Source organism: Pseudomonas citronellolis, from assembly GCF_001586155.1.
Classification (GTDB): domain Bacteria; phylum Pseudomonadota; class Gammaproteobacteria; order Pseudomonadales; family Pseudomonadaceae; genus Pseudomonas; species Pseudomonas citronellolis.
Genome location: NZ_CP014158.1, coordinates 4,512,636 through 4,535,523, shown reverse-complemented (window position 1 = coordinate 4,535,523; position 22,888 = coordinate 4,512,636). Strand labels below are relative to the sequence as shown.

18 protein-coding genes, 2 tRNA genes, 3 rRNA genes and 1 pseudogene are annotated in these 22,888 nt (G+C 63.1%); 18 read left to right on the top strand and 6 right to left on the bottom strand.

Translation table 11 applies throughout. The features are described from left to right. Positions 1-24: 24 nt before the first annotated feature. Positions 25-327 carry a hypothetical protein gene (locus PcP3B5_RS19665; protein ID WP_061563304.1) on the bottom strand — a complete coding sequence of 101 codons (303 nt, stop codon included), beginning with the start codon at positions 325-327 and terminating at the stop codon, positions 25-27. A gap of 69 nt (positions 328-396) precedes the next feature. Here PcP3B5_RS19665 and PcP3B5_RS19660 point away from each other — a divergent pair, with 69 nt between their 5' ends. Further along, positions 397-1,206 (top strand): hypothetical protein, encoded by an 810-nt coding sequence (locus PcP3B5_RS19660; protein WP_061562191.1) that lies wholly within the window; start codon positions 397-399, stop codon positions 1,204-1,206. Positions 1,207-1,329: 123 nt separating this feature from the next. Here PcP3B5_RS19660 and PcP3B5_RS31525 read toward each other — a convergent pair whose 3' ends face one another. Continuing rightward, the gene (locus PcP3B5_RS31525) at positions 1,330-1,602 is read right to left on the bottom strand and encodes a hypothetical protein (RefSeq protein ID WP_145923920.1); all 273 of its coding nucleotides are present in this window, start codon (positions 1,600-1,602) and stop codon (positions 1,330-1,332) included. Between the two features lie 136 nt (positions 1,603-1,738). Between PcP3B5_RS31525 and PcP3B5_RS19655 the strand changes: the two genes are divergently transcribed. The 8 genes and pseudogenes from PcP3B5_RS19655 to PcP3B5_RS19620 form a co-directional block, all read left to right on the top strand. Beyond that, positions 1,739-3,275 (top strand): 16S ribosomal RNA (locus PcP3B5_RS19655). 80 nt (positions 3,276-3,355) lie between these two features. Then, positions 3,356-3,432: transfer RNA gene (locus tag PcP3B5_RS19650), tRNA-Ile, on the top strand. A 15-nt stretch (positions 3,433-3,447) separates the two neighbouring features. Next, positions 3,448-3,523: transfer RNA gene (locus PcP3B5_RS19645), tRNA-Ala, on the top strand. Between the two features lie 234 nt (positions 3,524-3,757). Beyond that, positions 3,758-6,647: ribosomal RNA gene (locus tag PcP3B5_RS19640) — 23S ribosomal RNA — on the top strand. Between the two features lie 134 nt (positions 6,648-6,781). Continuing rightward, positions 6,782-6,897, top strand: a 5S ribosomal RNA gene (rrf, locus tag PcP3B5_RS19635). Together the 16S, 23S and 5S rRNA genes with 2 tRNA genes alongside form the textbook arrangement of a ribosomal RNA operon. Positions 6,898-7,678: 781 nt before the next feature. After that, entirely contained in the window at positions 7,679-8,131 is a 453-nt protein-coding gene (locus PcP3B5_RS19630) for a transposase domain-containing protein (RefSeq protein WP_420820137.1), read from the top strand. Positions 8,132-8,182: 51 nt separating this feature from the next. Beyond that, positions 8,183-9,355 carry an IS4 family transposase gene (locus PcP3B5_RS19625; RefSeq protein WP_061560270.1) on the top strand — a complete coding sequence of 391 codons (1,173 nt, stop codon included), beginning with the start codon at positions 8,183-8,185 and terminating at the stop codon, positions 9,353-9,355. 23 nt (positions 9,356-9,378) lie between these two features. After that, a pseudogene (locus PcP3B5_RS19620) lies at positions 9,379-10,320 on the top strand (IS4 family transposase); the annotation flags it as partial. Positions 10,321-10,386: 66 nt separating this feature from the next. Here PcP3B5_RS19620 and fabB read toward each other — a convergent pair. The 3 genes from fabB to PcP3B5_RS19605 form a co-directional block, all read right to left on the bottom strand. Next, positions 10,387-11,604: a beta-ketoacyl-ACP synthase I gene (gene fabB / locus PcP3B5_RS19615; protein ID WP_061562189.1), complete on the bottom strand. Its 1,218-nt coding sequence runs from the start codon at positions 11,602-11,604 to the stop codon at positions 10,387-10,389. An 11-nt stretch (positions 11,605-11,615) separates the two neighbouring features. Next, complete coding sequence (fabA, locus tag PcP3B5_RS19610) at positions 11,616-12,131, bottom strand: 3-hydroxyacyl-[acyl-carrier-protein] dehydratase FabA (RefSeq protein WP_009618534.1); 516 nt, start codon at positions 12,129-12,131, stop codon at positions 11,616-11,618. Positions 12,132-12,371: 240 nt separating this feature from the next. Beyond that, complete coding sequence (locus PcP3B5_RS19605) at positions 12,372-14,300, bottom strand: ATP-binding protein (protein WP_061562188.1); 1,929 nt, start codon at positions 14,298-14,300, stop codon at positions 12,372-12,374. A 197-nt stretch (positions 14,301-14,497) separates the two neighbouring features. Here PcP3B5_RS19605 and PcP3B5_RS19600 point away from each other — a divergent pair, with 197 nt between their 5' ends. From PcP3B5_RS19600 to sixA, 3 genes are read left to right on the top strand one after another with little or no spacing between them, the layout of a single operon-like run. Beyond that, positions 14,498-15,520, top strand: coding sequence for an NAD(P)H-dependent glycerol-3-phosphate dehydrogenase (locus tag PcP3B5_RS19600; RefSeq protein ID WP_009618538.1), 1,023 nt, complete (start codon positions 14,498-14,500; stop codon positions 15,518-15,520). A 37-nt stretch (positions 15,521-15,557) separates the two neighbouring features. Further along, complete coding sequence (locus tag PcP3B5_RS19595; protein ID WP_370311548.1) at positions 15,558-15,884, top strand: DUF4389 domain-containing protein; 327 nt, start codon at positions 15,558-15,560, stop codon at positions 15,882-15,884. After that, on the top strand, positions 15,881-16,345 hold the full coding sequence (sixA, locus tag PcP3B5_RS19590) for a phosphohistidine phosphatase SixA (RefSeq protein WP_043272187.1): 465 nt from the start codon (positions 15,881-15,883) through the stop codon (positions 16,343-16,345). Before PcP3B5_RS19595 ends, sixA begins: the two co-directional genes overlap by 4 nt. Before the next feature lie 44 nt (positions 16,346-16,389). Here the strand turns inward: sixA and PcP3B5_RS19585 are convergent, their stop codons facing one another. Beyond that, complete coding sequence (locus tag PcP3B5_RS19585; RefSeq protein ID WP_061562187.1) at positions 16,390-16,881, bottom strand: MgtC/SapB family protein; 492 nt, start codon at positions 16,879-16,881, stop codon at positions 16,390-16,392. A gap of 195 nt (positions 16,882-17,076) precedes the next feature. Between PcP3B5_RS19585 and PcP3B5_RS19580 the strand changes: the two genes are divergently transcribed. The 6 genes from PcP3B5_RS19580 to PcP3B5_RS19555 all read left to right on the top strand — a co-directional run bounded on the left by PcP3B5_RS19580 (position 17,077) and on the right by PcP3B5_RS19555 (position 22,760). Further along, positions 17,077-18,744: an AMP-binding protein gene (locus PcP3B5_RS19580; RefSeq protein ID WP_061562186.1), complete on the top strand. Its 1,668-nt coding sequence runs from the start codon at positions 17,077-17,079 to the stop codon at positions 18,742-18,744. Positions 18,745-18,761: 17 nt separating this feature from the next. Beyond that, positions 18,762-19,190: a hotdog fold thioesterase gene (locus PcP3B5_RS19575; RefSeq protein ID WP_009618548.1), complete on the top strand. Its 429-nt coding sequence runs from the start codon at positions 18,762-18,764 to the stop codon at positions 19,188-19,190. 307 nt (positions 19,191-19,497) lie between these two features. After that, positions 19,498-20,301, top strand: coding sequence for an AraC family transcriptional regulator (locus tag PcP3B5_RS19570; RefSeq protein ID WP_009618550.1), 804 nt, complete (start codon positions 19,498-19,500; stop codon positions 20,299-20,301). Between the two features lie 38 nt (positions 20,302-20,339). Then, complete coding sequence (locus PcP3B5_RS19565; RefSeq protein ID WP_061562185.1) at positions 20,340-20,981, top strand: LysE family translocator; 642 nt, start codon at positions 20,340-20,342, stop codon at positions 20,979-20,981. A gap of 109 nt (positions 20,982-21,090) precedes the next feature. After that, a complete protein-coding gene (locus PcP3B5_RS19560) occupies positions 21,091-21,903 on the top strand; it encodes an alpha/beta fold hydrolase (RefSeq protein ID WP_024128626.1) in 813 nt (270 codons plus the stop codon). Continuing rightward, on the top strand, positions 21,900-22,760 hold the full coding sequence (locus PcP3B5_RS19555) for an alpha/beta hydrolase (protein ID WP_009618556.1): 861 nt from the start codon (positions 21,900-21,902) through the stop codon (positions 22,758-22,760). The genes PcP3B5_RS19560 and PcP3B5_RS19555 overlap by 4 nt, the downstream gene beginning before the upstream one ends. Positions 22,761-22,888: the final 128 nt, after the last annotated feature.

Sequence of the window (22,888 nt, the reverse complement as noted above, 5' to 3'; positions counted from 1 at the left end):
GGCGCTGCTGGCTGTAGCCGAGGGCTACAGCCAGTGGGCAGGAACTTCGATCTCGTAGTTCTTGGCCACGATGGCCAGGGTCCGGGCGATTTCCGCGTGGCGTGCCTGCTGCGCGCCATCCCAGCTTTCCCGGTTGGCCAGCAGGGCCTTGAGTTCCTCCAGGTTGTACATGCCCAGGCGGAGGAAGTTGCCCCAGGTCGGGGCGCCGAAGAGGTTGTAGATGGTGGTGGTGTCGTCGCGCTCGCTGGCCAGGCGCTTGGGGCCGGTCAGCTTCTCGGCGGCGGCTTCCGCCTCGTCGCGGTCTTCGTAGGTGTTGAGCAGCTTGATCATGAAGAACGTGCGATCTCTTCGTGTAGCATGACTGAAGGGCGTCGATTGTAGGGAGTAGCTGTGCGCATGTCGAATCCATGGAAGGCCTGCATCCTGTACCAGAACCTGCTGGCGTCGTTGCCGCCGGAGCTGGTCGCCCGCGTTCCGGCGGGGCACTCCAGGCTGCTCGCCTGGCAGCAGGAGTCACGCCACTACTACCAGACGATGTATCTCGATGAGGCGCAGGGCGTTCCAGCGCTGAAACGACCCGACGACGCGGTTTGCCGGGAATGCGAGAAGTTTCACCTCTCCACGCTCAAGCAGATAGACAAGAACCCGGACATCGACCTGGGCAATGAACTGGAGGCGGTGTTCGAGGCCTACTTCCAGCAGGTCCTGGATACCCTCGTTCCGGGGCTCGTGATCGAAAGGGCCGACCGGCAGGAACTGCACATGCCGGATTTCCAGGTGCGGCACGTGCAAAGCGGCGAAGTTCTGCTGCTGATGGAATTCAAGGTCATCTTCCGGCCGTTCCTGCTGATCTCGAAGAAGGTCAACCCGGCCTACGAGTGTTATTCCCACTCGATGACGCTGGACGTCGCCGGCAAGTTGAACGCCCAGCGCGAGCTCGTGGTCAACGGCCCGGGAGCGTACAAGTGCGCCTACGTCTACTGGTACGACCTGCCTTGCGTGAAGGGCGTGTTCTGGATGTCGGCGCAAGACGTGTACCGGCACCAGGACGAGCAGGTTGCCTATAAGAGGAAGGTGGTCAGCGGCGACATGGGCTCGGCAGGGCAGGTGAGGGGCGCGGTCAGGAAGCTGTATCTGCCGCTCTATCAGATGAATGACTTCGACTCGCTGGTCTCGCTGCTGCAGGAAAGAGCGCCGCTGAAATAAAAGTTTCAAAAAGTCGTTGACGGGGGTTTTTAACTCCCTATAATGCGCACCACTCCCAGCGACGAAGCGCTGAAAGAGCTTGAAAATCAAGCACTTAAGTAGGGTAGAAGTTGAGAGTGGTGGTCAGGCCGGTGATTCACTTGCCGCCTTTGGGGTCGGCAGCTGCTCCGGCAGCGAGCCAAAAGGAAGATCGCCGAGGTGCTTGACAGTGATTCTGATCGCTGTAGAATGCGCATCCCGCTGACGAGAAGCTCCGGCCGATCGACAGCGCAAGCGGTTGAGTAGGAACGAAAAATTCTGAAAATAACGCTTGACGAAATAAGAGGTTGGCGTAGAATGCGCGGCCTCGGTTGAGATGAAAGCCTTAACCAACTGCTCTTTAACAAGCTGAATCAAGCAATTCGTGTGGGTGCTTGTGAGTTAAGACTGGTGATCGCAAGATTATCAGCATCACAAGTAACACTCGTGAATTCGAGAGTTTTTTGCGATTGCTGAGCCAAGTTTAGGGTTTTCTCAAAACCCGATCAGTATTGAACTGAAGAGTTTGATCATGGCTCAGATTGAACGCTGGCGGCAGGCCTAACACATGCAAGTCGAGCGGATGAAGGGAGCTTGCTCCCGGATTCAGCGGCGGACGGGTGAGTAATGCCTAGGAATCTGCCTGGTAGTGGGGGACAACGTTCCGAAAGGAGCGCTAATACCGCATACGTCCTACGGGAGAAAGTGGGGGATCTTCGGACCTCACGCTATCAGATGAGCCTAGGTCGGATTAGCTAGTAGGTGGGGTAATGGCTCACCTAGGCGACGATCCGTAACTGGTCTGAGAGGATGATCAGTCACACTGGAACTGAGACACGGTCCAGACTCCTACGGGAGGCAGCAGTGGGGAATATTGGACAATGGGCGAAAGCCTGATCCAGCCATGCCGCGTGTGTGAAGAAGGTCTTCGGATTGTAAAGCACTTTAAGTTGGGAGGAAGGGCAGTAAGTTAATACCTTGCTGTTTTGACGTTACCAACAGAATAAGCACCGGCTAACTTCGTGCCAGCAGCCGCGGTAATACGAAGGGTGCAAGCGTTAATCGGAATTACTGGGCGTAAAGCGCGCGTAGGTGGTTTGGTAAGATGGATGTGAAATCCCCGGGCTCAACCTGGGAACTGCATCCATAACTGCCTGACTAGAGTACGGTAGAGGGTGGTGGAATTTCCTGTGTAGCGGTGAAATGCGTAGATATAGGAAGGAACACCAGTGGCGAAGGCGACCACCTGGACTGATACTGACACTGAGGTGCGAAAGCGTGGGGAGCAAACAGGATTAGATACCCTGGTAGTCCACGCCGTAAACGATGTCGACTAGCCGTTGGGATCCTTGAGATCTTAGTGGCGCAGCTAACGCGATAAGTCGACCGCCTGGGGAGTACGGCCGCAAGGTTAAAACTCAAATGAATTGACGGGGGCCCGCACAAGCGGTGGAGCATGTGGTTTAATTCGAAGCAACGCGAAGAACCTTACCTGGCCTTGACATGTCCGGAATCCTGCAGAGATGCGGGAGTGCCTTCGGGAATCGGAACACAGGTGCTGCATGGCTGTCGTCAGCTCGTGTCGTGAGATGTTGGGTTAAGTCCCGTAACGAGCGCAACCCTTGTCCTTAGTTACCAGCACGTTATGGTGGGCACTCTAAGGAGACTGCCGGTGACAAACCGGAGGAAGGTGGGGATGACGTCAAGTCATCATGGCCCTTACGGCCAGGGCTACACACGTGCTACAATGGTCGGTACAGAGGGTTGCCAAGCCGCGAGGTGGAGCTAATCCCAGAAAACCGATCGTAGTCCGGATCGCAGTCTGCAACTCGACTGCGTGAAGTCGGAATCGCTAGTAATCGTGAATCAGAATGTCACGGTGAATACGTTCCCGGGCCTTGTACACACCGCCCGTCACACCATGGGAGTGGGTTGCTCCAGAAGTAGCTAGTCTAACCGCAAGGGGGACGGTTACCACGGAGTGATTCATGACTGGGGTGAAGTCGTAACAAGGTAGCCGTAGGGGAACCTGCGGCTGGATCACCTCCTTAATCGAAGATCCCGGCTTTCTCATAAGCTCCCACACGAATTGCTTGATTCACTGGTAAGCGACGGTTAGGCAACCCTATATGGGTCTGTAGCTCAGTCGGTTAGAGCGCACCCCTGATAAGGGTGAGGTCGGCAGTTCGAATCTGCCCAGACCCACCAATCGTTGGAAATTAGGGGGCCATAGCTCAGCTGGGAGAGCGCCTGCTTTGCACGCAGGAGGTCAGGAGTTCGATCCTCCTTGGCTCCACCATCTCCAAATCGTCGTAAAGCTCAGACAGGAATGTTCGAAGAAACGAACCTTGCTGTCTGGTCTTTGTACCGGAACCGTTCTTTAAAAATTTGGGTATGTGATAGAAGTAGACTGAATGATCTCTTTCACTGGGGATTGTTCAAGTCAAGGTAAAATTTGCGAGTTCAAGCGCGAATTTTCGGCGAATGTCGTCTTCACGTTCGAGACGTATGACCAGATTGCTTGGGGTTATATGGTCAAGTGAAGAAGCGCATACGGTGGATGCCTTGGCAGTCAGAGGCGATGAAAGACGTGGTAGCCTGCGATAAGCTTCGGGGAGTCGGCAAACAGACTTTGATCCGGAGATCTCTGAATGGGGAAACCCAGCCAGCACAAGCTGGTTATCACACACTGAATCCATAGGTGTGTGAGGCGAACCAGGGGAACTGAAACATCTAAGTACCCTGAGGAACAGAAATCAACCGAGATTCCCTTAGTAGTGGCGAGCGAACGGGGACTAGCCCTTAAGCTTCTTAGAATCTAACAGAACGCTCTGGAAAGTGCGGCCATAGTGGGTGATAGCCCCGTATGTGAAAGGTTCTTGGAAGTGAAATCGAGTAGGACGGCGCACGTGAAACGTTGTCTGAACATGGGGGGACCATCCTCCAAGGCTAAATACTACTGACTGACCGATAGTGAACCAGTACCGTGAGGGAAAGGCGAAAAGAACCCCGGAGAGGGGAGTGAAATAGAACCTGAAACCGTATGCGTACAAGCAGTGGGAGCCCACTTGTTGGGTGACTGCGTACCTTTTGTATAATGGGTCAGCGACTTATATTCAGTGGCGAGCTTAACCGAATAGGGGAGGCGTAGCGAAAGCGAGTCTTAATAGGGCGTTTAGTCGCTGGGTATAGACCCGAAACCGGGCGATCTATCCATGAGCAGGTTGAAGGTTAGGTAACACTGACTGGAGGACCGAACCCACTCCCGTTGAAAAGGTAGGGGATGACTTGTGGATCGGAGTGAAAGGCTAATCAAGCTCGGAGATAGCTGGTTCTCCTCGAAAGCTATTTAGGTAGCGCCTCACGTATCACTCCAGGGGGTAGAGCACTGTTTCGGCTAGGGGGTCATCCCGACTTACCAAACCGATGCAAACTCCGAATACCTGGAAGTGTCAGCGTGGGAGACACACGGCGGGTGCTAACGTCCGTCGTGAAAAGGGAAACAACCCAGACCGTCAGCTAAGGTCCCAAAGTTGTGGTTAAGTGGTAAACGATGTGGGAAGGCTTAGACAGCTAGGAGGTTGGCTTAGAAGCAGCCACCCTTTAAAGAAAGCGTAATAGCTCACTAGTCGAGTCGGCCTGCGCGGAAGATGTAACGGGGCTCAAACCACACACCGAAGCTACGGGTGCATCGCAAGATGCGCGGTAGAGGAGCGTTCTGTAAGCCTGTGAAGGTGAGTTGAGAAGCTTGCTGGAGGTATCAGAAGTGCGAATGCTGACATGAGTAACGACAATGGGAGTGAAAAACTCCCACGCCGAAAGACCAAGGGTTCCTGCGCAACGTTAATCGACGCAGGGTTAGTCGGCCCCTAAGGCGAGGCAGAAATGCGTAGTCGATGGGAAACAGGTTAATATTCCTGTACTTCTAGTTACTGCGATGGAGGGACGGAGAAGGCTAGGCCAGCTTGGCGTTGGTTGTCCAAGTTTAAGGTTGTAGGCTGGGCACTTAGGCAAATCCGGGTGTTCAAGGCCGAGAGCTGATGACGAGCTTTCTTTTAGAGAGCGAAGTGGTTGATGCCATGCTTCCAGGAAAAGCTTCTAAGCTTCAGGTAACTAGGAACCGTACCCGAAACCGACACAGGTGGTCGGGTAGAGAATACCAAGGCGCTTGAGAGAACTCGGGTGAAGGAACTAGGCAAAATGGCACCGTAACTTCGGGAGAAGGTGCGCCGGTGAGGGTGAAGTATTTACTGCGTAAGCCCACGCCGGTCGAAGATACCAGGCCGCTGCGACTGTTTATTAAAAACACAGCACTCTGCAAACACGAAAGTGGACGTATAGGGTGTGACGCCTGCCCGGTGCCGGAAGGTTAATTGATGGGGTTAGCGAAAGCGAAGCTCTTGATCGAAGCCCCGGTAAACGGCGGCCGTAACTATAACGGTCCTAAGGTAGCGAAATTCCTTGTCGGGTAAGTTCCGACCTGCACGAATGGCGTAACGATGGCGGCGCTGTCTCCACCCGAGACTCAGTGAAATTGAAATCGCTGTGAAGATGCAGTGTATCCGCGGCTAGACGGAAAGACCCCGTGAACCTTTACTGTAGCTTTGCACTGGACTTTGAGCCTGCTTGTGTAGGATAGGTGGGAGGCTTTGAAGCGTGGACGCCAGTTCGCGTGGAGCCAACCTTGAAATACCACCCTGGCATGCTTGAGGTTCTAACTCTGGTCCGTGATCCGGATCGAGGACAGTGTATGGTGGGCAGTTTGACTGGGGCGGTCTCCTCCTAAAGAGTAACGGAGGAGTACGAAGGTGCGCTCAGACCGGTCGGAAATCGGTCGCAGAGTATAAAGGCAAAAGCGCGCTTGACTGCGAGACAGACACGTCGAGCAGGTACGAAAGTAGGTCTTAGTGATCCGGTGGTTCTGTATGGAAGGGCCATCGCTCAACGGATAAAAGGTACTCCGGGGATAACAGGCTGATACCGCCCAAGAGTTCATATCGACGGCGGTGTTTGGCACCTCGATGTCGGCTCATCACATCCTGGGGCTGAAGCCGGTCCCAAGGGTATGGCTGTTCGCCATTTAAAGTGGTACGCGAGCTGGGTTTAGAACGTCGTGAGACAGTTCGGTCCCTATCTGCCGTGGACGTTTGAGATTTGAGAGGGGCTGCTCCTAGTACGAGAGGACCGGAGTGGACGAACCTCTGGTGTTCCGGTTGTCACGCCAGTGGCACTGCCGGGTAGCTATGTTCGGAATAGATAACCGCTGAAAGCATCTAAGCGGGAAACTAGCCTCAAGATGAGATCTCACTGGGAACTTGATTCCCCTGAAGGGCCGTCGAAGACTACGACGTTGATAGGTCGGGTGTGTAAGCGCTGTGAGGCGTTGAGCTAACCGATACTAATTGCCCGTGAGGCTTGACCATATAACACCCAAACAATTTGTGTGTTAGACGGTGAAGTCGACGAACCGAAAGTTCGTGAGAACCGCAAAGAAGACCTGTCACATACCCGAATCAGGGTGAGCGTGTGCGTAAGCCACGAGCATCCGAAAGAATTGCTTGACGACCATAGAGCGTTGGAACCACCTGATCCCATCCCGAACTCAGCAGTGAAACGACGCATCGCCAATGGTAGTGTGGGGTTTCCCCATGTGAGAGTAGGTCATCGTCAAGCACCTATCCCAAAACCCCTGATCAGCCTGGCTGGTCGGGGGTTTTGCTTTGGCGCTCGGAAAAGCCGGAACATCTCCCTGTAGGAGCGGACCTTGTCCGCGATCACCGGAGGTCCCGGCGCACTTCGCGGATAAGATCCGCTCCTACGCCGCCCCCCCGCGCCATGTCCGCGAGGCCATGGCGATGGGTATCGCTTCGCTCAACGCCATCCTACAAGAGCGCCTGGCGTAGGGCGCATAACGCCCCCGGCGGCTCCGTGGGTGGTCTGGGCGCTCGGTGTATCGGCGGATAACCGCGAACGGTTATTCGCCCTACGATTTGCCCTGGGCTGGCTGCGGCGATGGGTATCGCTTCGCTCAACGCCATCCTACGAGGGTACGTCCTGCACCCGTAGGAGCGGACCTTGTCCGCGATTGCCGGCGGTCCCGGCGCGATTCGCGGATGAGATCCGCTCCTACGCCGCCCCACCTGCGCCATTCCCCCTGTAGGAGCGCGCCCTGCGCGCGAATCGCGGGCAGGGCCCAAGCCACGGCGCTGATGGGTATCGCTTCGCTCAACGCCATCCTACGGGGCTGCACCCCGTAGGAGCGGATTCATCCGCGATCCGGCCGGCGGGTCGTCAGCTCCCGCGCCAGGACCATCGGCGGATGGCTATGTGACCTGCGTGAGCGGGCATCCGGCGGCCAAGAAACGCAGGCAACAAAAAAGCGCCCCGAAGGGTAATGCCAGTCAGTTAAGGCTGACACATTGACCTTTAGTCTGCAGGCCGCAAAATCCGATGCTTGGAAACGAGCATCGGATTTTTTATGCGCCTGTCACAAGCCCTGTCCCTCACTCACGAAATGGCATCGCGGCCTCATGCGCTGGAGGGGCTGGGAGCTTTGCTCGATCCAGACATCGTGAAACAGGCTTTCGAGACTGCAGGTGTCTCGACCATTCGCAAGCGTCGTCTTCCGCTTGAAAGCCTGGTGTGGTGCATCATCGGCATGGCGTTGTTCCGCCGGATGTCGGCTTGGGATGTCGTGAACCACATGGACATCATGCTACCGGGCAAGCGGCCGCTGGTGGCGCCCAGCGCTGTTGTGCAAGGGCGGCAGCGGCTGGGTAGCGAAGCTGTACGCGAAGTCTTTACGCTGACCCAGCAGCGATGGCACGAAGAAACCAAACATCCGCAGTGGTTGCACTACTGTCCGGAATATTTTCGAGGGGGCGTCTGGAGGGCTTGCGGGGGCTGAAGGCACGGGTTAAACCGTTGAGCGCCAACTCAACCTCACAGCCCCCGCAAGATGTTCAGGATAAGCCGTTTTCACGATGTACTAAAAGCGCTGCCTCGCGGCGTCTTCGATCGACTGGTCGCCGAACACGGCGCCGACAAGCACAGCAAGCGCTTTGGCAGCTGGGATCACCTGGTCGCCATGGTGTATGCCCAACTGGCCGGCGTGAGCAGCCTGCGGGCGCTTGAAACCAGCTTCAACAGCCATCCCCATCAGCACTATCACCTGGGGACGGGCCCGATCCGGCGTTCCACCCTGGCCGATGCCAACGAACGCCGTAATACCGAGGTCTTCGCCCAGGTTGCGCACTACCTGATGGCGGGCGTCTGCCGGCAGTTACGCCGTGACGGGAAGGAACTGCTGTACCTGCTGGACTCCACCACGATCACCCTCAAGGGCCCTGGCTTCGACGAATGGACGCTGTCCAATCGAACCCGCTCCCAGGGGCTGAAAGTCCATGTGCTGTATGCCGAGCAGGCGGCAGCACCGGTGCATTGCAGCTTCAGCGCAGCCAACGTCAACGACATCGACGAAGGCCGGACGCTGGGTATCGAGCCACAGGCCACCTACGTATTCGACAAGGGCTATTACGACTTCAACTGGTGGGCGAGCCTGGATGCCCAGAAGGCCCGCTTCGTCACACGATTCAAGTCCAATGTGCGGCTCAAGGTCCTGGCCCAGCGCGAGGTTCCCCAGCAAGACCGGGAAACGATCCTGCGAGACGAAGAGGTGAGCTTCTCCAACCGCAACCCAGGTGGCCGACGGCGTAATCACTACACCCAGCCCCTGCGGCGGATCCTGGTGAACCGCCCAGGCGATGAGCCGCCTCTGAGCCTGGCGACCAACGACCTGAGCAGCCCGGCGGCAGAAATCGCCGAGCGCTATCGGGATCGCTGGCGGATCGAGCTGTTTTTCAAATGGATCAAGCAACACCTGAAGGTCAGGCGTTTCCTGGGCCGTAGCGAGAATGCCGTGCGCATCCAGATTCTCTGTGCGCTGATCAGCTACTTGCTGCTGAACCTTTACCAACGCAGGACGGGAACGCGGCAAAGCCTGTGGATGCTGATGGTGGAGGTACAGGCAACGCTGTTTCAGCGCCCAGGCCTGGAGGCCGAACGTTACCGACGACGGCAGGAGCGAATACGCGAGATCAACCTGCGTCAGGGGCAGCTGTTAATAGCATGAGGCGTGCCGGACAGCAGTGGCAGTGGTTGGGATTGACGCTGCTTGGCGTGGACGGCGTTGTCTGGAATACGCCTGATACCGCAGAAAATCGTGCGTGCTACGGCAGCGCGACCAACCAGCATGGTGACGGCAGCTTTCCTCAAGTTCGGATGGTCTGTCAGATGGAGCTGACCAGCCATCTACTGATAAGCAGCACTTTCGAGGGCTATCACAGTAGCGAAATGAAGCTGGCAGAACAGCTGATCGCCACCACGCCGAATCATTCGTTGACCCTGTTCGACAAAGGTTTCTACTCGTTGGGCTTGCTGCATCACTGGCAATCGCACGGCGAGCATCGACACTGGCTGATCCCTTTGAAAAAGGGCACTCAGTATGAGGTAGAGCACAAGCTTGGGCGCAATGATGCCCAGGTCGTTCTGCGTACATCGCCTCAGGCTCGCAAACAATGGCCAGACTTGCCGTTGGAAATTCGAGCGAGGTTGCTGAGCAAAACGATCAAAGGAAAGGTGGTGAGCGTCTTGACCTCAATGACCGATCCGCTGCGTTTCCCTGGCGATGAGATCGTCGATCTTTACAGTCAGCGCTGGGAAATCGAACTGGGCTATCGGGAGATCAAGCAAGGACTTTTGGGCGGCGAATACACCCTGAGAAGCAAGACTCCGGAGATGATTGCGCAAGAACTGTGGGGCGTGCTGCTGGGCTACAACCTGTTACGTTATCAGATGGTACAGATGTCGAGGCAGTGCCCGGGGGTATACCCATGCGAAATGAGTTTTACCGCCTGCAGTTGGGCAATCCTGGGCTTGCTGCATGGCACGTCGCTGAACCATCCCGGTAACTTGCCAGGATTTCTGGCAGATTTGCAGGCCTCAGCGGCGCAGTATGTCCTACCTCATCGGCGACCTGATCGCTGGTTCCCGAGAACGGTGAAGCAGCGACCAGCAAAATATTCGACACGAAAATGAAAATGCCAGTCAGCTTAACTGACTGGCATTACCCCGAAGGGCGCCTTTTCCGTACCGAGCTAACGATCAGCCGTTGAAGCGGCGCAGCACCAGGGTGGCGTTGGTGCCGCCGAAGCCGAAGCTGTTGCTCATCACGGTGTCGAGCTTGGCGTTCTCGCGGGTCTCGCGCAGGATCGGCATGTCGGCGACTTCCGGGTCCAGTTCGTCGATGTTGGCGGAGCCGGCGATGAAGTTGCCCTGCATCATCAGCAGGCAGTAGATCGCCTCGTGCACGCCGGCGGCGCCCAGGGAGTGGCCGGACAGGCTCTTGGTGGAGCTGATGGCCGGGGCCTTGCCGCCGAAGACTTCGCGGATGCCGCGGATTTCCGCCACGTCGCCCACCGGGGTGGAGGTGCCGTGGGTGTTCAGGTAGTCGATCGGGGTATCGACGGTGGACAGCGCCTGCTGCATGCAGCGGATGGCGCCTTCGCCGCTCGGGGCGACCATGTCGTAGCCGTCGGAGGTGGCGCCGTAGCCGATGATCTCGGCGTAGATCTTGGCGCCGCGCTTGAGCGCATGCTCCAGTTCCTCGACCACCACCATGCCGCCGCCGCCGGCGATGACGAAGCCGTCACGCTTGGCGTCGTAGGCGCGGGAGGCCTTTTCCGGGGTGTCGTTGTACTGGGTGGAGAGGGCGCCCATGGCGTCGAACAGGCAGCTCTGGCTCCAGTGCTCTTCTTCACCGCCGCCGGCGAAGACCACGTCCTGCTTGCCCATCATGATCTGTTCCATGGCATTGCCGATGCAATGCGCGCTGGTGGCGCAGGCCGAGGAGATGGAGTAGTTCACGCCCTTGATCTGGAAGGGGGTGGCCAGGCAGGCGGAAACGGTGCTGCCCATGGTGCGGGTGACGCGGTATGGGCCGATGCGCTTGACGCCCTTTTCGCGCAGGGTGTCGATGGCTTCCATCTGGTTCAGGGTGGAAGCGCCGCCGGAGCCGGCGATCAGGCCGGTGCGCGGGTTGGAGATCTGCTCTTCGGTCAGGCCGGAGTCCTTGATCGCCTGTTCCATCGCCAGGTAGGCATAGGCCGCGGCGTCGCCCATGAAGCGGAACACCTTGCGGTCGATCAGCTCTTCGAGGTTGAGGTTCACCGAGCCGGAGACGTGGCTGCGCAGCCCCATGTCGACGTACGACTGGTTGTGGCGGATACCGGCACGGCCGGCGCGCAGGTTGGCGGAGACGGTGTCTTTGTCATTGCCCAGGCAGGATACGATGCCCAGGCCGGTGATCACGACGCGACGCATGCGGATTACCCTTAGAAGCTGTCAGTGGAGGTGAACAGGCCGACGCGAAGGCCTTCGGCGCTGTAGATTTCGCGGCCATCGACGCTGACGCTGCCATCGGCGATGGCCAGGACCAGCGAACGGTTGATGGTGCGCTTGATGTGGATGTTGTAGGTGACTTTCTTGGCGGTCGGCAGGACCTGGCCGAAGAATTTCACCTCGCCCGAACCCAGGGCGCGGCCGCGGCCGGGGTTGCCCTGCCAGCCGAGGTAGAAGCCGACCAGCTGCCACATGGCGTCCAGGCCCAGGCAGCCCGGCATCACCGGGTCGCCTTCGAAGTGGCAGGCGAAGAACCAGAGGTCGGGGTTGATGTCCAGCTCGGCGACCAGTTCGCCCTTGCCATACTTGCCGCCAACGTCGCTGATGTGGGTGATGCGGTCGATCATCAGCATGTTCGGGGCGGGCAGTTGCGCATTACCCGGGCCGAAGAGCTCGCCGCGGCTGCAGCGCAGCAGGTCTTCTCGGGTGAAGGCGTGTTGTTTGGTCATGCGAGCTCCTCAAAAATCCTGAACGGCAGGGCGAAATCGGTCGTCCTGCGGCTCCGCGCGCCTCATTCTTGTAGCGGCGTCCTGCGGCAGCCTAGTCATAGACTATTGCCTGATGGTTAAAGTCACAGCACCGGGCGAACGGTTGTTCACTTTCTTTCGGTGCCTCGTTGCTCCAGCTGGGCGTGCATTTTGCCGATCAGCCTCGCAGGCCCACGAGTTTGGGCGAACAGGCCCCGCGGATCAACGGCCGGAGGTCAACCAGCGCTGCAGAATTTTCTGTAGATCAGCGCGTTTGAACGGCTTGGCCAGGTAATCGTCCATGCCCGACTCCAGGCACAGCTCGCGATCGCCCTGCAGGGCATTGGCGGTCAGGGCGATGATCGGCACCTGCTGGCGTCCGGGGAGTGCGCGAATCTGTCGCGTGGCCTCGTAGCCGTTGAGCAGCGGCAGGCGGCAATCCATGAGGATGGCATCGAATTCGTTACGTTCTGCCGTGCGCACCGCCTGCGCGCCATCGCCGACCAGAGTGACGCGATAGCCGAGGCTGCGCAACATGGCTTCTATGACCGTTTGATTCACCGGGTTGTCCTCCACCAGCAGCACCGACTGGCCGGTGGCCTGCTCCGAGGCGCGCAGGGCGCGTTCGGCCGCGCCCAGGCTGCGCGCCTGGAAGGGCAGGGGAATCTCCAGGGTGAAGGTCGAGCCCAGGCCTTCCTCGCTGGATGCCTGCAGGGTGCCGCCCATGCGTTCGGCCAGGGTGCGGGCGATGGCCAGGCCCAGGCCGGTGCCGCCGTAGCGCCGCGAGGTGGACGAGTCGGCCTGCTTGAAGGCCTCGAACATGTGCTCCAGGCGTTCCGGGGAGATGCCGATGCCGCTGTCGTTGACCGCGCAGGTCAGCCACAGCACTTCGTCGTCCAGGGCCTGCCAGCGGACTTCCAGACGGATGGCGCCTTCCTCGGTGAATTTCAGCGCGTTGCCCAGCAGGTTGACCAGGATCTGCCGCAGGCGCGTCGGGTCGCCCCGTACCTCCAGGTGCTCCAGCCCTGGCTGGACGTCCATGCGCAGCGTCAGGCCGCGCTGCTGGGCGCTGTGCTGGAAGGCCAGCAGCGAGCCCTGGATCAGCTCCAGCACGTTGAAGGGGATGCGCTCCAGCTCCAGGGCGCCGCGCTCGATGCGCGAGAAGTCGAGGATGTCGTTGATGACCTTGAGCAGGTGCTCGGTAGACTCGGTGGCCAGCGCCGTGTATTCGGCCTGCTCGTGGTTGAGCTCGGTGGTCTCGAGCAGTTGCAGCATGCCCAGCACGCCGTTCATCGGCGTGCGCAGCTCATGGCTCATCATCGCCAGGAAGTCCGACTTGCTGCGGTTGGCCTGCTCGGCCTCCTCGCGGGCCGCCACCAGCTGGGCGATGGTGCGTTCCTGTTCCTTGCTGGCCTGCTGCAGGCCGCGCGCGAGGTTGTTGATGTGCCGTGCGAGGTCGCCGACTTCGCCGTTGTCCAGCACCGGCAGGCTGGTCTGGTAGTCGCCGGTCTGGATCGCCTGCACCGCGTTGGCCATGGTGCTGATCGGCGCCGCCAGGCGCTGCGCCAGGCGGCGGGCCAGCAGCAGCGTCAGCAGCAGGGCGAAGAAGGCCAGCAGGCTGGCCTTGAAGAGGATTTCCTGCTGGCGTTCGCTGAAGGCGTCGTTGGCCATGCCCACCACCACGCGGCCCAGGTAGTCGGCGTCGCTGGCCGGCTGGTCCTGGCGGCCCGGTGTGTGGCGCAGCGTGACGGCGTCGCCCGGTACCTCGGGGGCGACGTGCTCGCGCTGGATGGCGGCGTGGAACACCTCGATCTTGGGCGCGACCTGGCCGTTGTCGCTGGGCGGCTGCTCGGCGTAGACGAGGATCTCGTCATTGCGGTTGCGCACCTCGATGAAGCGCACGTGCGGCGTGCCCAGGGTGGTGCGCAGCAGGCTCTGGAGGACCGGCAGGTTGCCCGAAAGCACGCCATACTCCGCTGCCGGAGCGAGCTGGTTGGCGATGAGCTGGCCGGTGTGGTTGAGCTCCTGGCGCAGGTCCTGCAGGCGCGAATAGGTGAAGTAGCCGGTCAGCAGCAGGGTCAGCAGCAGCGCGGGGCCGAGGCTGATGGCGAGCATGCGGTTCTGGATGTTCCAGCCCTTGCGCGGAGTCATCGTGCCTCTCCGGCGGCTGGTCGATTCTGGCGATGGTGCGTGGCGTGCACGGAACGGCCCTGTTCTCGGTTTTCTACGGGGACGGATGTTAAACGAGGCGGGGCGCTTTGCCAGCGTGCGATGTGCACTGGCCGCCTGGCGGTGGCGCCTTATAATGCCCCAATCGCCGCCCGCGTGCGGCCCGTGATGGAAGTGACATGACTGAGCAGCAACCGATCGCTGTGCTGGGCGGCGGCAGTTTCGGCACCGCCTTCGCCAACCTGCTGGCGGAGAACGGCCAACGCGTGCGCCAATGGATGCGCGACGAGGAGCAGGCCGCGAGCATCCGCGCCCTGCGCGAGAACCCGCGCTACCTCAAGGGCGTGCGCATCCACGAGAACGTCGAGCCGGTCACCGACCTCGCAGCGACCCTGAACGACTGCGAACTCATCTTCGTCGCCGTGCCCTCCAGCGCGCTGCGCAAGGTGCTGGAGCCCTTCGCCGGGCAGCTGGCGGGCAAGTCGCTGGTCAGCCTGACCAAGGGCATCGAGGCGCAGAGCTTCAAGCTGATGAGCCAGATTCTCGAGGAGATCGCCCCGGCCGCGCGCATCGCGGTCATTTCCGGGCCGAACCTGGCCCGCGAGATAGCCGAGCACGAACTGACCGCCACCGTGGTCGCCAGCGAGGACGAGGCGCTCTGCAGCCGCGTGCAGGAAGCGCTGCACGGCCGCACCTTCCGCGTCTATGCCAGCGGCGACCGCTTCGGCGTCGAGCTGGGCGGCGCGCTGAAGAACGTCTACGCCATCATCGCCGGCATGGCCGCGGCCCTGGGCATGGGCGAGAACACCAAGGGCATGCTGATCACCCGCGCCCTGGCGGAGATGACGCGCTTCGCCGTCAAGCTCGGCGCCAACCCCATGACCTTCCTCGGCCTGGCCGGGGTGGGCGACCTGATCGTCACCTGTTCGTCACCGAAAAGCCGCAACTATCAGGTCGGCTTCGCCCTGGGCGAGGGCCTGAGCCTCGACGACGCCGTCGCCCGCATGGGCGAGACCGCCGAAGGGGTGAACACCCTCAAGGTGCTCAAGGCCAAGGCCGACGAGCTGGGCGTCTACATGCCGCTGGTCGCCGGGCTCTACGCCATCCTCTTCGGCGGGCGCACCCTGGCCCAGGTGATCCAGGCGCTGATGAGCGGCGAGCCGAAGACCGACACCGACTTCATTCCCACCAGTGGCTTCTGAGGAGATACCCATGTCCGCTGATCGTTTGGCCGACCGTATGAACAAGGAATCCCTGGCCCTGCGCATCCTCTGGATGCTGCTGTTCGCCCTGGTGTGGTACGTCGCGCAGATGCTGCTCGGCGCCGTGGTGGTGGTGCAGCTGGTCTACCGCATCATCTACGGCGCGCCCAGCGCCAGCCTGCTGGCCTTCGGCGACAGCCTCAGCCAGTACCTGGCGCAGATCGGCCGCTTCGGCACCTTCAACAGCGACGAGAAGCCCTGGCCCTTCGCCGACTGGCCGGCCGCCCGCGCCCCCGAGGGCGAAGCCGCCCACGCCGTGCCGCCGGCGCCGCACCCGGCGCGCGACGAGGAGCCGAAGTTGTGAGGATCTGGCTGCTGCGCCACGGCCAGGCCGAACCCCAGGCCCGCCGCGACGCCGAGCGGGAACTGACCGCCCACGGCCGCAAGGAAGTGCTGCAGAGCGCCGGGCACCTGGCCGGCCACCCGCTGGACGGCATCCTGGCCAGCCCCTACGTGCGCGCCCAGCAGACCGCCGAACTGGTGCGCGAGGCGCTGGGCTTCGACGGCGCGGTGGGCACCGCGCCCTGGCTGACGCCGGACGACGATCCTCGCGACGTGCTGCGCTTCCTCGACAACCGCAGCGAGCGCAACCTGCTGCTGGTCAGCCACCAGCCGCTGATCGGTTCCCTGGGCGGGCTGCTGGTGCACGGCAGCCGCGACGAGGCGCTGCCGATGGCCACCGCCTCCCTGGCCGAACTGGAAGGCGAGGGGCCGCTGGCGGGGCTGATGACGCTGGTTTCCCTCTACCATCCCGGACGCGGTTGACGGTTCCGCCAGGGCCCCTCGTGGGGCCTTGGCGTTTCTGCGGGTCAATTCGGTTTGTCGTCGTCCGTCAGGCTGACGTCGTCGTTCGGCCCGCGCCCAGCCAGGCGCTGCTCCAGGCGGTCGCCCAGCACCAGGATCAGCAAGGTCAGCGCCAGGCCGACGGCGGCGGTCAGCACGTGCCCGGTGCCGCAGGCCAGGCCGAGCATCGACGAGACCCAGATGGTGGCGGCGGTGGTCAGCCCCTCGACGCGGTAGCGGCGCTCGTGGTGGACGATGACCCCCGCGCCGATGAAACCGATGCCGGTGAGCACGCCCTGGGCCACGCGGCTGGCGGCATCCGCGGTGGCCGGCTGCAACTGCTGGATCACCGTGATCGCCAGCGCCGCGGCCAGGGCGGTGAGGGCGTGGGTGCGCAGCCCGGCGGGGCGGTGGTGCAACTGGCGGTTGAGGCCGATCAGGCCGCCGAACAGGGTGGCGCAGAGCAGGTTGAACAGCAGCGGCAACTCGGCCAGCGCGCTGTCGGTGATGAACGGCATGGGCAGCTTTCCACAGGGGCCTGCCGCTGCTTTTAGCAGTTCGCCGTCGGACGCGCCATGCGCTGCTGAAGCATCTCCCTACAAAAGTTCACATATCCCTTCTTGCCAGTCTGTAGGACGCATGGAATATTCGACCAAGCAAGTGCTTGGTTGATCTATCGCTACACCTCTAGAACAACAAAAAAGGAGGGGCATGTGGTCACTGAAATTCGTTCTCCGCTCGAGCAATTCCTGCAACGCGAGGCGCGCCATCCGGACAAGCGCTACCTGGTCCAGCCGTTGCCGGGCGGCCAGGTGCAGAGCCTCACCTGGGGCGAGGCCGGTGACCAGGCGCGGCGTGCAGCCGCCTGGCTGCGCAGCCTGCAACTGCCGCCGGGCAGCCGCGTGGCGATCATCTCGAAGAACTGCGCGCACTGGATCATCGCCGACGTCGCCATCTGGATGGCCGGGCACGTCTCGGTGCCGCTGTACCCGAACCTCACCGCCGAATCGGCGCGCCAGGTGCTGAGCCACTCCGAAGCCGCGGTTGCCTTCGTCGGCAAGCTCGACGACTGGCCGGCGATGGCGCCCGGGCTGCCGGCCGAAGTGCTCAGCGTGTCCCTGCCGCTGCATCCGGCAGGGCGCTTCGACCATAGCTGGGACGACCTGCAGGCCTGCGAGCCGCTGCAGGGGGTGCCGCTGCCGGACCCCGCCAGCCTCGCCACCATCATCTATACCTCCGGCACCACGGGCACGCCCAAGGGCGTGATGCATTCCTACGCCAACTTCGACTTCGCCGCCAGCCACGCCATGCAACTGTTCGGCGTCGGCGAGGAGGACCGCCTGCTGTCCTACCTGCCGCTGTGCCACGTGGCCGAGCGGATGTTCGTGGAGATGGCCTCGATCTACGCCGGGCAGACGATCTTCTTCGCCGACAGCCTGGACACCTTCATCGCCGACATGCGCCGCGCGCGGCCCACGGTGTTCTTCGGCGTGCCGCGGATCTGGACCAAGTTCCAGATGGGCGTCTACGCGCAGATGCCGGCGCAGAAGCTCGACCGCCTGCTGCGCCTGCCCATCGTCGGCCGCCTGGTCGGGCGCAAGGTACTCGCCGGCCTCGGCCTGGACGCGGTGCGCTACGCCCTGTGCGGCGCGGCGCCGGTGCCGCCGGCATTGCTCGACTGGTACAGGCGCCTGGGCCTGAGTGTGCTGGAGGTCTATGGCATGACCGAGAACTGCGGCTACTCCCACGTGTGCCGCCCGGGCAAGCAGCGCGAAGGCTGGATCGGCCAGTCCAGCCCCGGGGTGGAAGTGCGCATCAGCGACGAGGGCGAGGTGCAGGTGCGCAGCGGCGCGACCATGCTCGGCTACTACAAGGACCCCGAGCGCACCGCCGAGACCCTCACCGAGGACGGCTACCTGCGCACCGGCGACAAGGGCGAGCAGGACGCCGACAGCAACCTGCGCCTGACCGGCCGGCTCAAGGAAATCTTCAAGACCGGCAAGGGCAAGTACGTCGCCCCGGCGCCCATCGAGAACCGCCTGGCGGTGCATTCGCGGATCGAGCAGATTTGCGTGGTCGGCGACGGCCTGGTGGCGCCGCTGGGGTTGTGCGTGCTGTCCGAGGTCGGCCGCCAGGAGGCCGCCAACGGCTCGCGCTCGCAGCTGGAAGAGAGCCTGCGGCAACTGGTGGAGGAGGTCAACGGCGAGCTGGACAAGCACGAGCGCCTGGCCGGGCTGGTGCTGGTGAGGGACGTGTGGAGCGTGGACAACGGCTTCCTCACGCCTACCCTGAAGATCAAGCGCAACGTGGTGGAATCCACCTACGGCGCGCGTTTCAACGAATGGGCCGAGCGCCGCGAAGCGGTGCAGTGGCATGACTGACTGCCGGGAGTGAATGCATGAGCCAGTGGCGCACTACTCCTGACCTGGAGGCGCTCAACGCCAACCTGAAGAAGACCATAGGCGAGGTCCTGGACATCCGCTTCGAGGCGGTGGACGACGACTCGCTGACCGCCAGCATGGTGGTGGATGCGCGCACCCACCAGCCCTACGGCCTGCTGCACGGCGGCGCCTCGGTGGTGCTGGCGGAGACCGTCGGCTCCACTGCCAGCTACCTGTGCATCGACACCAGCAAGTACTACTGCGTGGGCCTGGAGGTGAACGCCAACCACCTGCGCGGCCTGCGCAGCGGCCGGGTGACGGCGGTGGCGAAGGCGGTGCACCTCGGCCGCTCCACCCACGTCTGGGAAATCCGCCTGCATGGCGACGACGGCAAGCCCAGCTGCATCTCGCGGCTGACCATGGCCATAGTGCCGCTGGAGCGCTAGGCGATACGCAAGACCTGTAGGCGGGCCCTGCCCGCGATTTCGCGCGCAGGGCGCGCTCCTACAGGGGAATGGCGCGTTTGGGGCGGTATAGGAGCAACTGTCTTGCAGGCTGCGCCGAAGTGTTCTTCGTAGGATGGGTTGAGCCTGCGAAACCCATGCTGCCGTGGTGATGGGTATCGCTTCGCTCAACCCATCCTACGAGAAGCCGTACCCGCGAGAGGGTCCGTCCGCGATTCACGTCCATGGGGCGCTCCAGCCGCGCAATTTTATCCAAGACCTGCCGGCGCCCGGGCGCTAGAGTAGGCCCATGGAACGCATCGAACACCACCGCAGCGGGCTGCCCGGCGTGCGCTACATCGACGCCGAGTACCACCGTTTCGCCTTTCCCCGGCACTTTCACCTGGACTACCACATCGGGCTGATGCTCGACGGTCGCCAGCGCTACGTGCACGCCGGCGAACGCTGCCTGGCCGGTGGCGGCGACATCCTGCTGATGAGCCCGGAAAGCATCCACGACGGCGCCAGCGAGGGCGACGGCGGCTACCGCATCCGCGTGCTGTCCATCGAGCCGCAGTGGTTGGAGCAGGCCGCGCGCAGCCTCAGCGATGGTCGCCAGGGCACGCCGCGGCTGCTGGCCAGCCAACTGCGCGACGAACAGCTGCGGCAGCAACTGCACGGCTTGCACCAGGTGCTGGCCGCAGGCGAGCGCCTGGAACAGGAAGGCCGGCTCTGGCAGGGCCTGGCCACGCTGCTCGGGCATGCCTCCAGCCTGCGCATCCGCGAGCCGCGCCAGGGCTTCGACGCCGCGACCTGGCGACGCCTGCGCGACTGGCTGGAATCGCGTCTGGAGAGCCCGCCGACGCTGGACGAACTGGCGGCCTTCTGCGACCTCAGCCCCTGGCAGGTGCTGCGGCGCTTCCGCAACCACTGCGGGTTGCCGCCGCACCAGTGGCTGACCCAGCTGCGCCTGGAGCGGGCCCTGCCGCGGGTGCTCGCCGGCCAGCCGCTGAGCGAGGTGGCGCTGAGCCTGGGGTTCTACGACCAGGCGCACTTCAGCCGCCTGTTCCGCCGCACCTACGGACTGCCGCCGGCGCGCCTGCGCCAACGCTGATCCCACTCCGATCCCCCTTTCCCCTGGAGAATCCCGCCATGCAGGAGGCCCGCGTCTTGCTGACGCTCACCGCCGTATTCGCCGTTGCCCTGGTCAGCCCGGGCCCGGATGTCGCCCTGGTGGTGCGCACCGCCTTGCACCAGGGGCGCCGCGCCGGTGTGCTCAGCGCCCTGGGCCTGGCCTGCGGCATCCTGGTCCACGGCACCCTGGTGCTGACCGGCGTGTCGCTGCTGCTGCGCCACTCGCCGGTGCTGTTCGGCCTGCTGCAGGGAGCCGGCGCGCTCTACCTGGGCTGGCTCGGCATAGGCGCGTTGCGCGCCTGGTCGCGGCGTGGCGCGGGCGGGGCAGGGCGCCTGGACGGCGAGCTGCCGGCCTCGCCGCTGGGGCCCTGGCTGCGCGGCCTGGCCACCAACCTATTCAACCCCAAGGCGCTGGTGTTCTTCCTCGCCCTGCTCAGCAGCCTGATCCCGCTGGATATGTCCGTGCCCGGCAAGCTGGCGGTGGCGGCCATGCTGTTCTGCACCGGCTTCGCCTGGTTCAGCCTGCTCAGCGTGACCCTCACCCGCCCGGCGCTGCAGCAGCGCCTGCTGCGCGCGGTGCCGGTCATCGACGGCGCCTGCGGCCTGGTGTTCCTGCTGGTGGCCGGCGGCATCGCGCTCAGCCTGGCGCGGCAGTTCTGAGGCGCCCTGGCTTTTGGCCGGAGTGCCCTGGCCGGCGGTGGGCCCGGCCATTGTGGCCAGCCATGGCCTGGGGGAGAATTCCGCAGTCATCAGCACTGCGGTCACCGGCATGTCCCACGCGATCTTCTTCGCCCACGCCAACGGCTTCCCCTCGGCCACCTACGGCAAGCTGTTCCAGGCCCTGGCGCCGGAATTCGAGGTGCGCCACCTGGACATGCACGGCCACGACCCGCGCTTCCCGGTGAACGCCAACTGGGCGAACCTGGTGGACGAACTGCTGTTCCACCTGGAGGCCCAGGGCGCGCCGGTGTGGGGCGTCGGCCATTCCCTCGGCGGCCTGCTGCACTACCATGCCGCGCTGCGCCGCCCGGAGCTGTACCGCGGCGTGCTGATGCTCGATTCGCCGACCCTGACCTTCGCCGACCAGTGGGTGATCCGCGCCGCCAAGCGTTTCGGCTTCATCGACCGCATCACCCCAGCCGGGCGCACCCTGGGGCGGCGCGAGGCGTTCGCCGACTTCGACGAGGCGCTGCGCTACTTCGGCGGCAAGTCGCTGTTCCGCCGTTTCGACCCGGACTGCCTGGCGGACTACGTGCGCCACGGCCTGGCCGCGAGTGGCCAGGGCCTGCGCCTGAAGTTCGACCCGGCCACCGAAATCAGCATCTACCGCAACGTGCCCCATGCCGCGCCGGGCAGCCCGCGGCGCCTGGCGGTGCCGCTGGCGCTGGTGCGCGGCCGCCACAGCCGGGTGGTGCTGCCGCACCATGCCCGCGCGGTGCGCCTGGCGCCGCAGGGCGAAGCCCTGTCGCTGCCCGGTGGGCACATGTTCCCGCTGGAGCGCCCGCGCGACACCGCCGAACTGATCAAGCAGGTCGTCGAGCGCTGGCAGCGCCGCGCCGAACAGGAGAATTCCCGCCCATGAGCGCCCAGGTCGAAGAGATCCGCCTGAACCTTCCGCACATCGAACTGGCCGCGCACCTGTTCGGCCCGGAGGACGGCAAGCCGGTGCTGGCCCTGCACGGCTGGCTGGACAACGCCATGAGCTTCGCGCGCCTGGCGCCGAAGCTGGATGGGCTGCGCATCGTCGCCCTGGACTTCGCCGGCCACGGCCACTCGGCGCACCGCGCCCCCGGGGCCAGCTACCTGCTGTGGGACTACGCCTACGACGTGCTGGCGGTGGCCGAGCAACTGGGCTGGGAGCGCTTCTCGCTGCTCGGGCATTCCATGGGCGCCATCGTCTCGGTGCTGCTGGCCGGCGCCATGCCCGAGCGCATCGAGCGCCTGGCGCTGATCGACGGCCTGGTGCCCTACACCGGCGAGGCCGACAGCGCGCCGGCCAAGCTGGGCGAGGCGCTGAAGGCGCAACTGGCGCTGCCGAACAAGCGCAAGCCGGTATACGAAGCCATCGACCGCGCGGTGGAGGCACGCATGAAGGGCGTCGGCGCGGTCAGCCGCGAAGCCGCCGAACTGCTGGCCCGGCGCGGCCTGATGCCGGTGCCCGGCGGTTTCACCTGGCGCAGCGATGCGCGCCTGACCCTGCCCTCGCCGCTGCGCTTCACCCGCGCCCACGCCGCGAGCTTCGTCCAGGCCGTGCAGTGCCCGGTCAGCCTGGTATTGGCCCAGGGCGGCATGCTCGCTGCCGAGCCGGGCATCCGCAAGCTGATCGACGGGCGCCCCTTCGACGTCCACGAGCTGCCCGGCGGCCATCACCTGCACCTGGACGACGAAGCGGGGGCGCAGGCGGTGGCGGCGATCTTCCAGCCGTTCCTGGGAGAGTAGGCGCGGGGAAACACCCCGTTGCCGCACCCCGCTTGACTAAAGCGGGGCTTGCCACGACGCTGCATGGATCGCAGTCGGGAGATTCTGCATGATTCAGCTCTTCGCCACCGCCATGCCGGGCGGCCCCA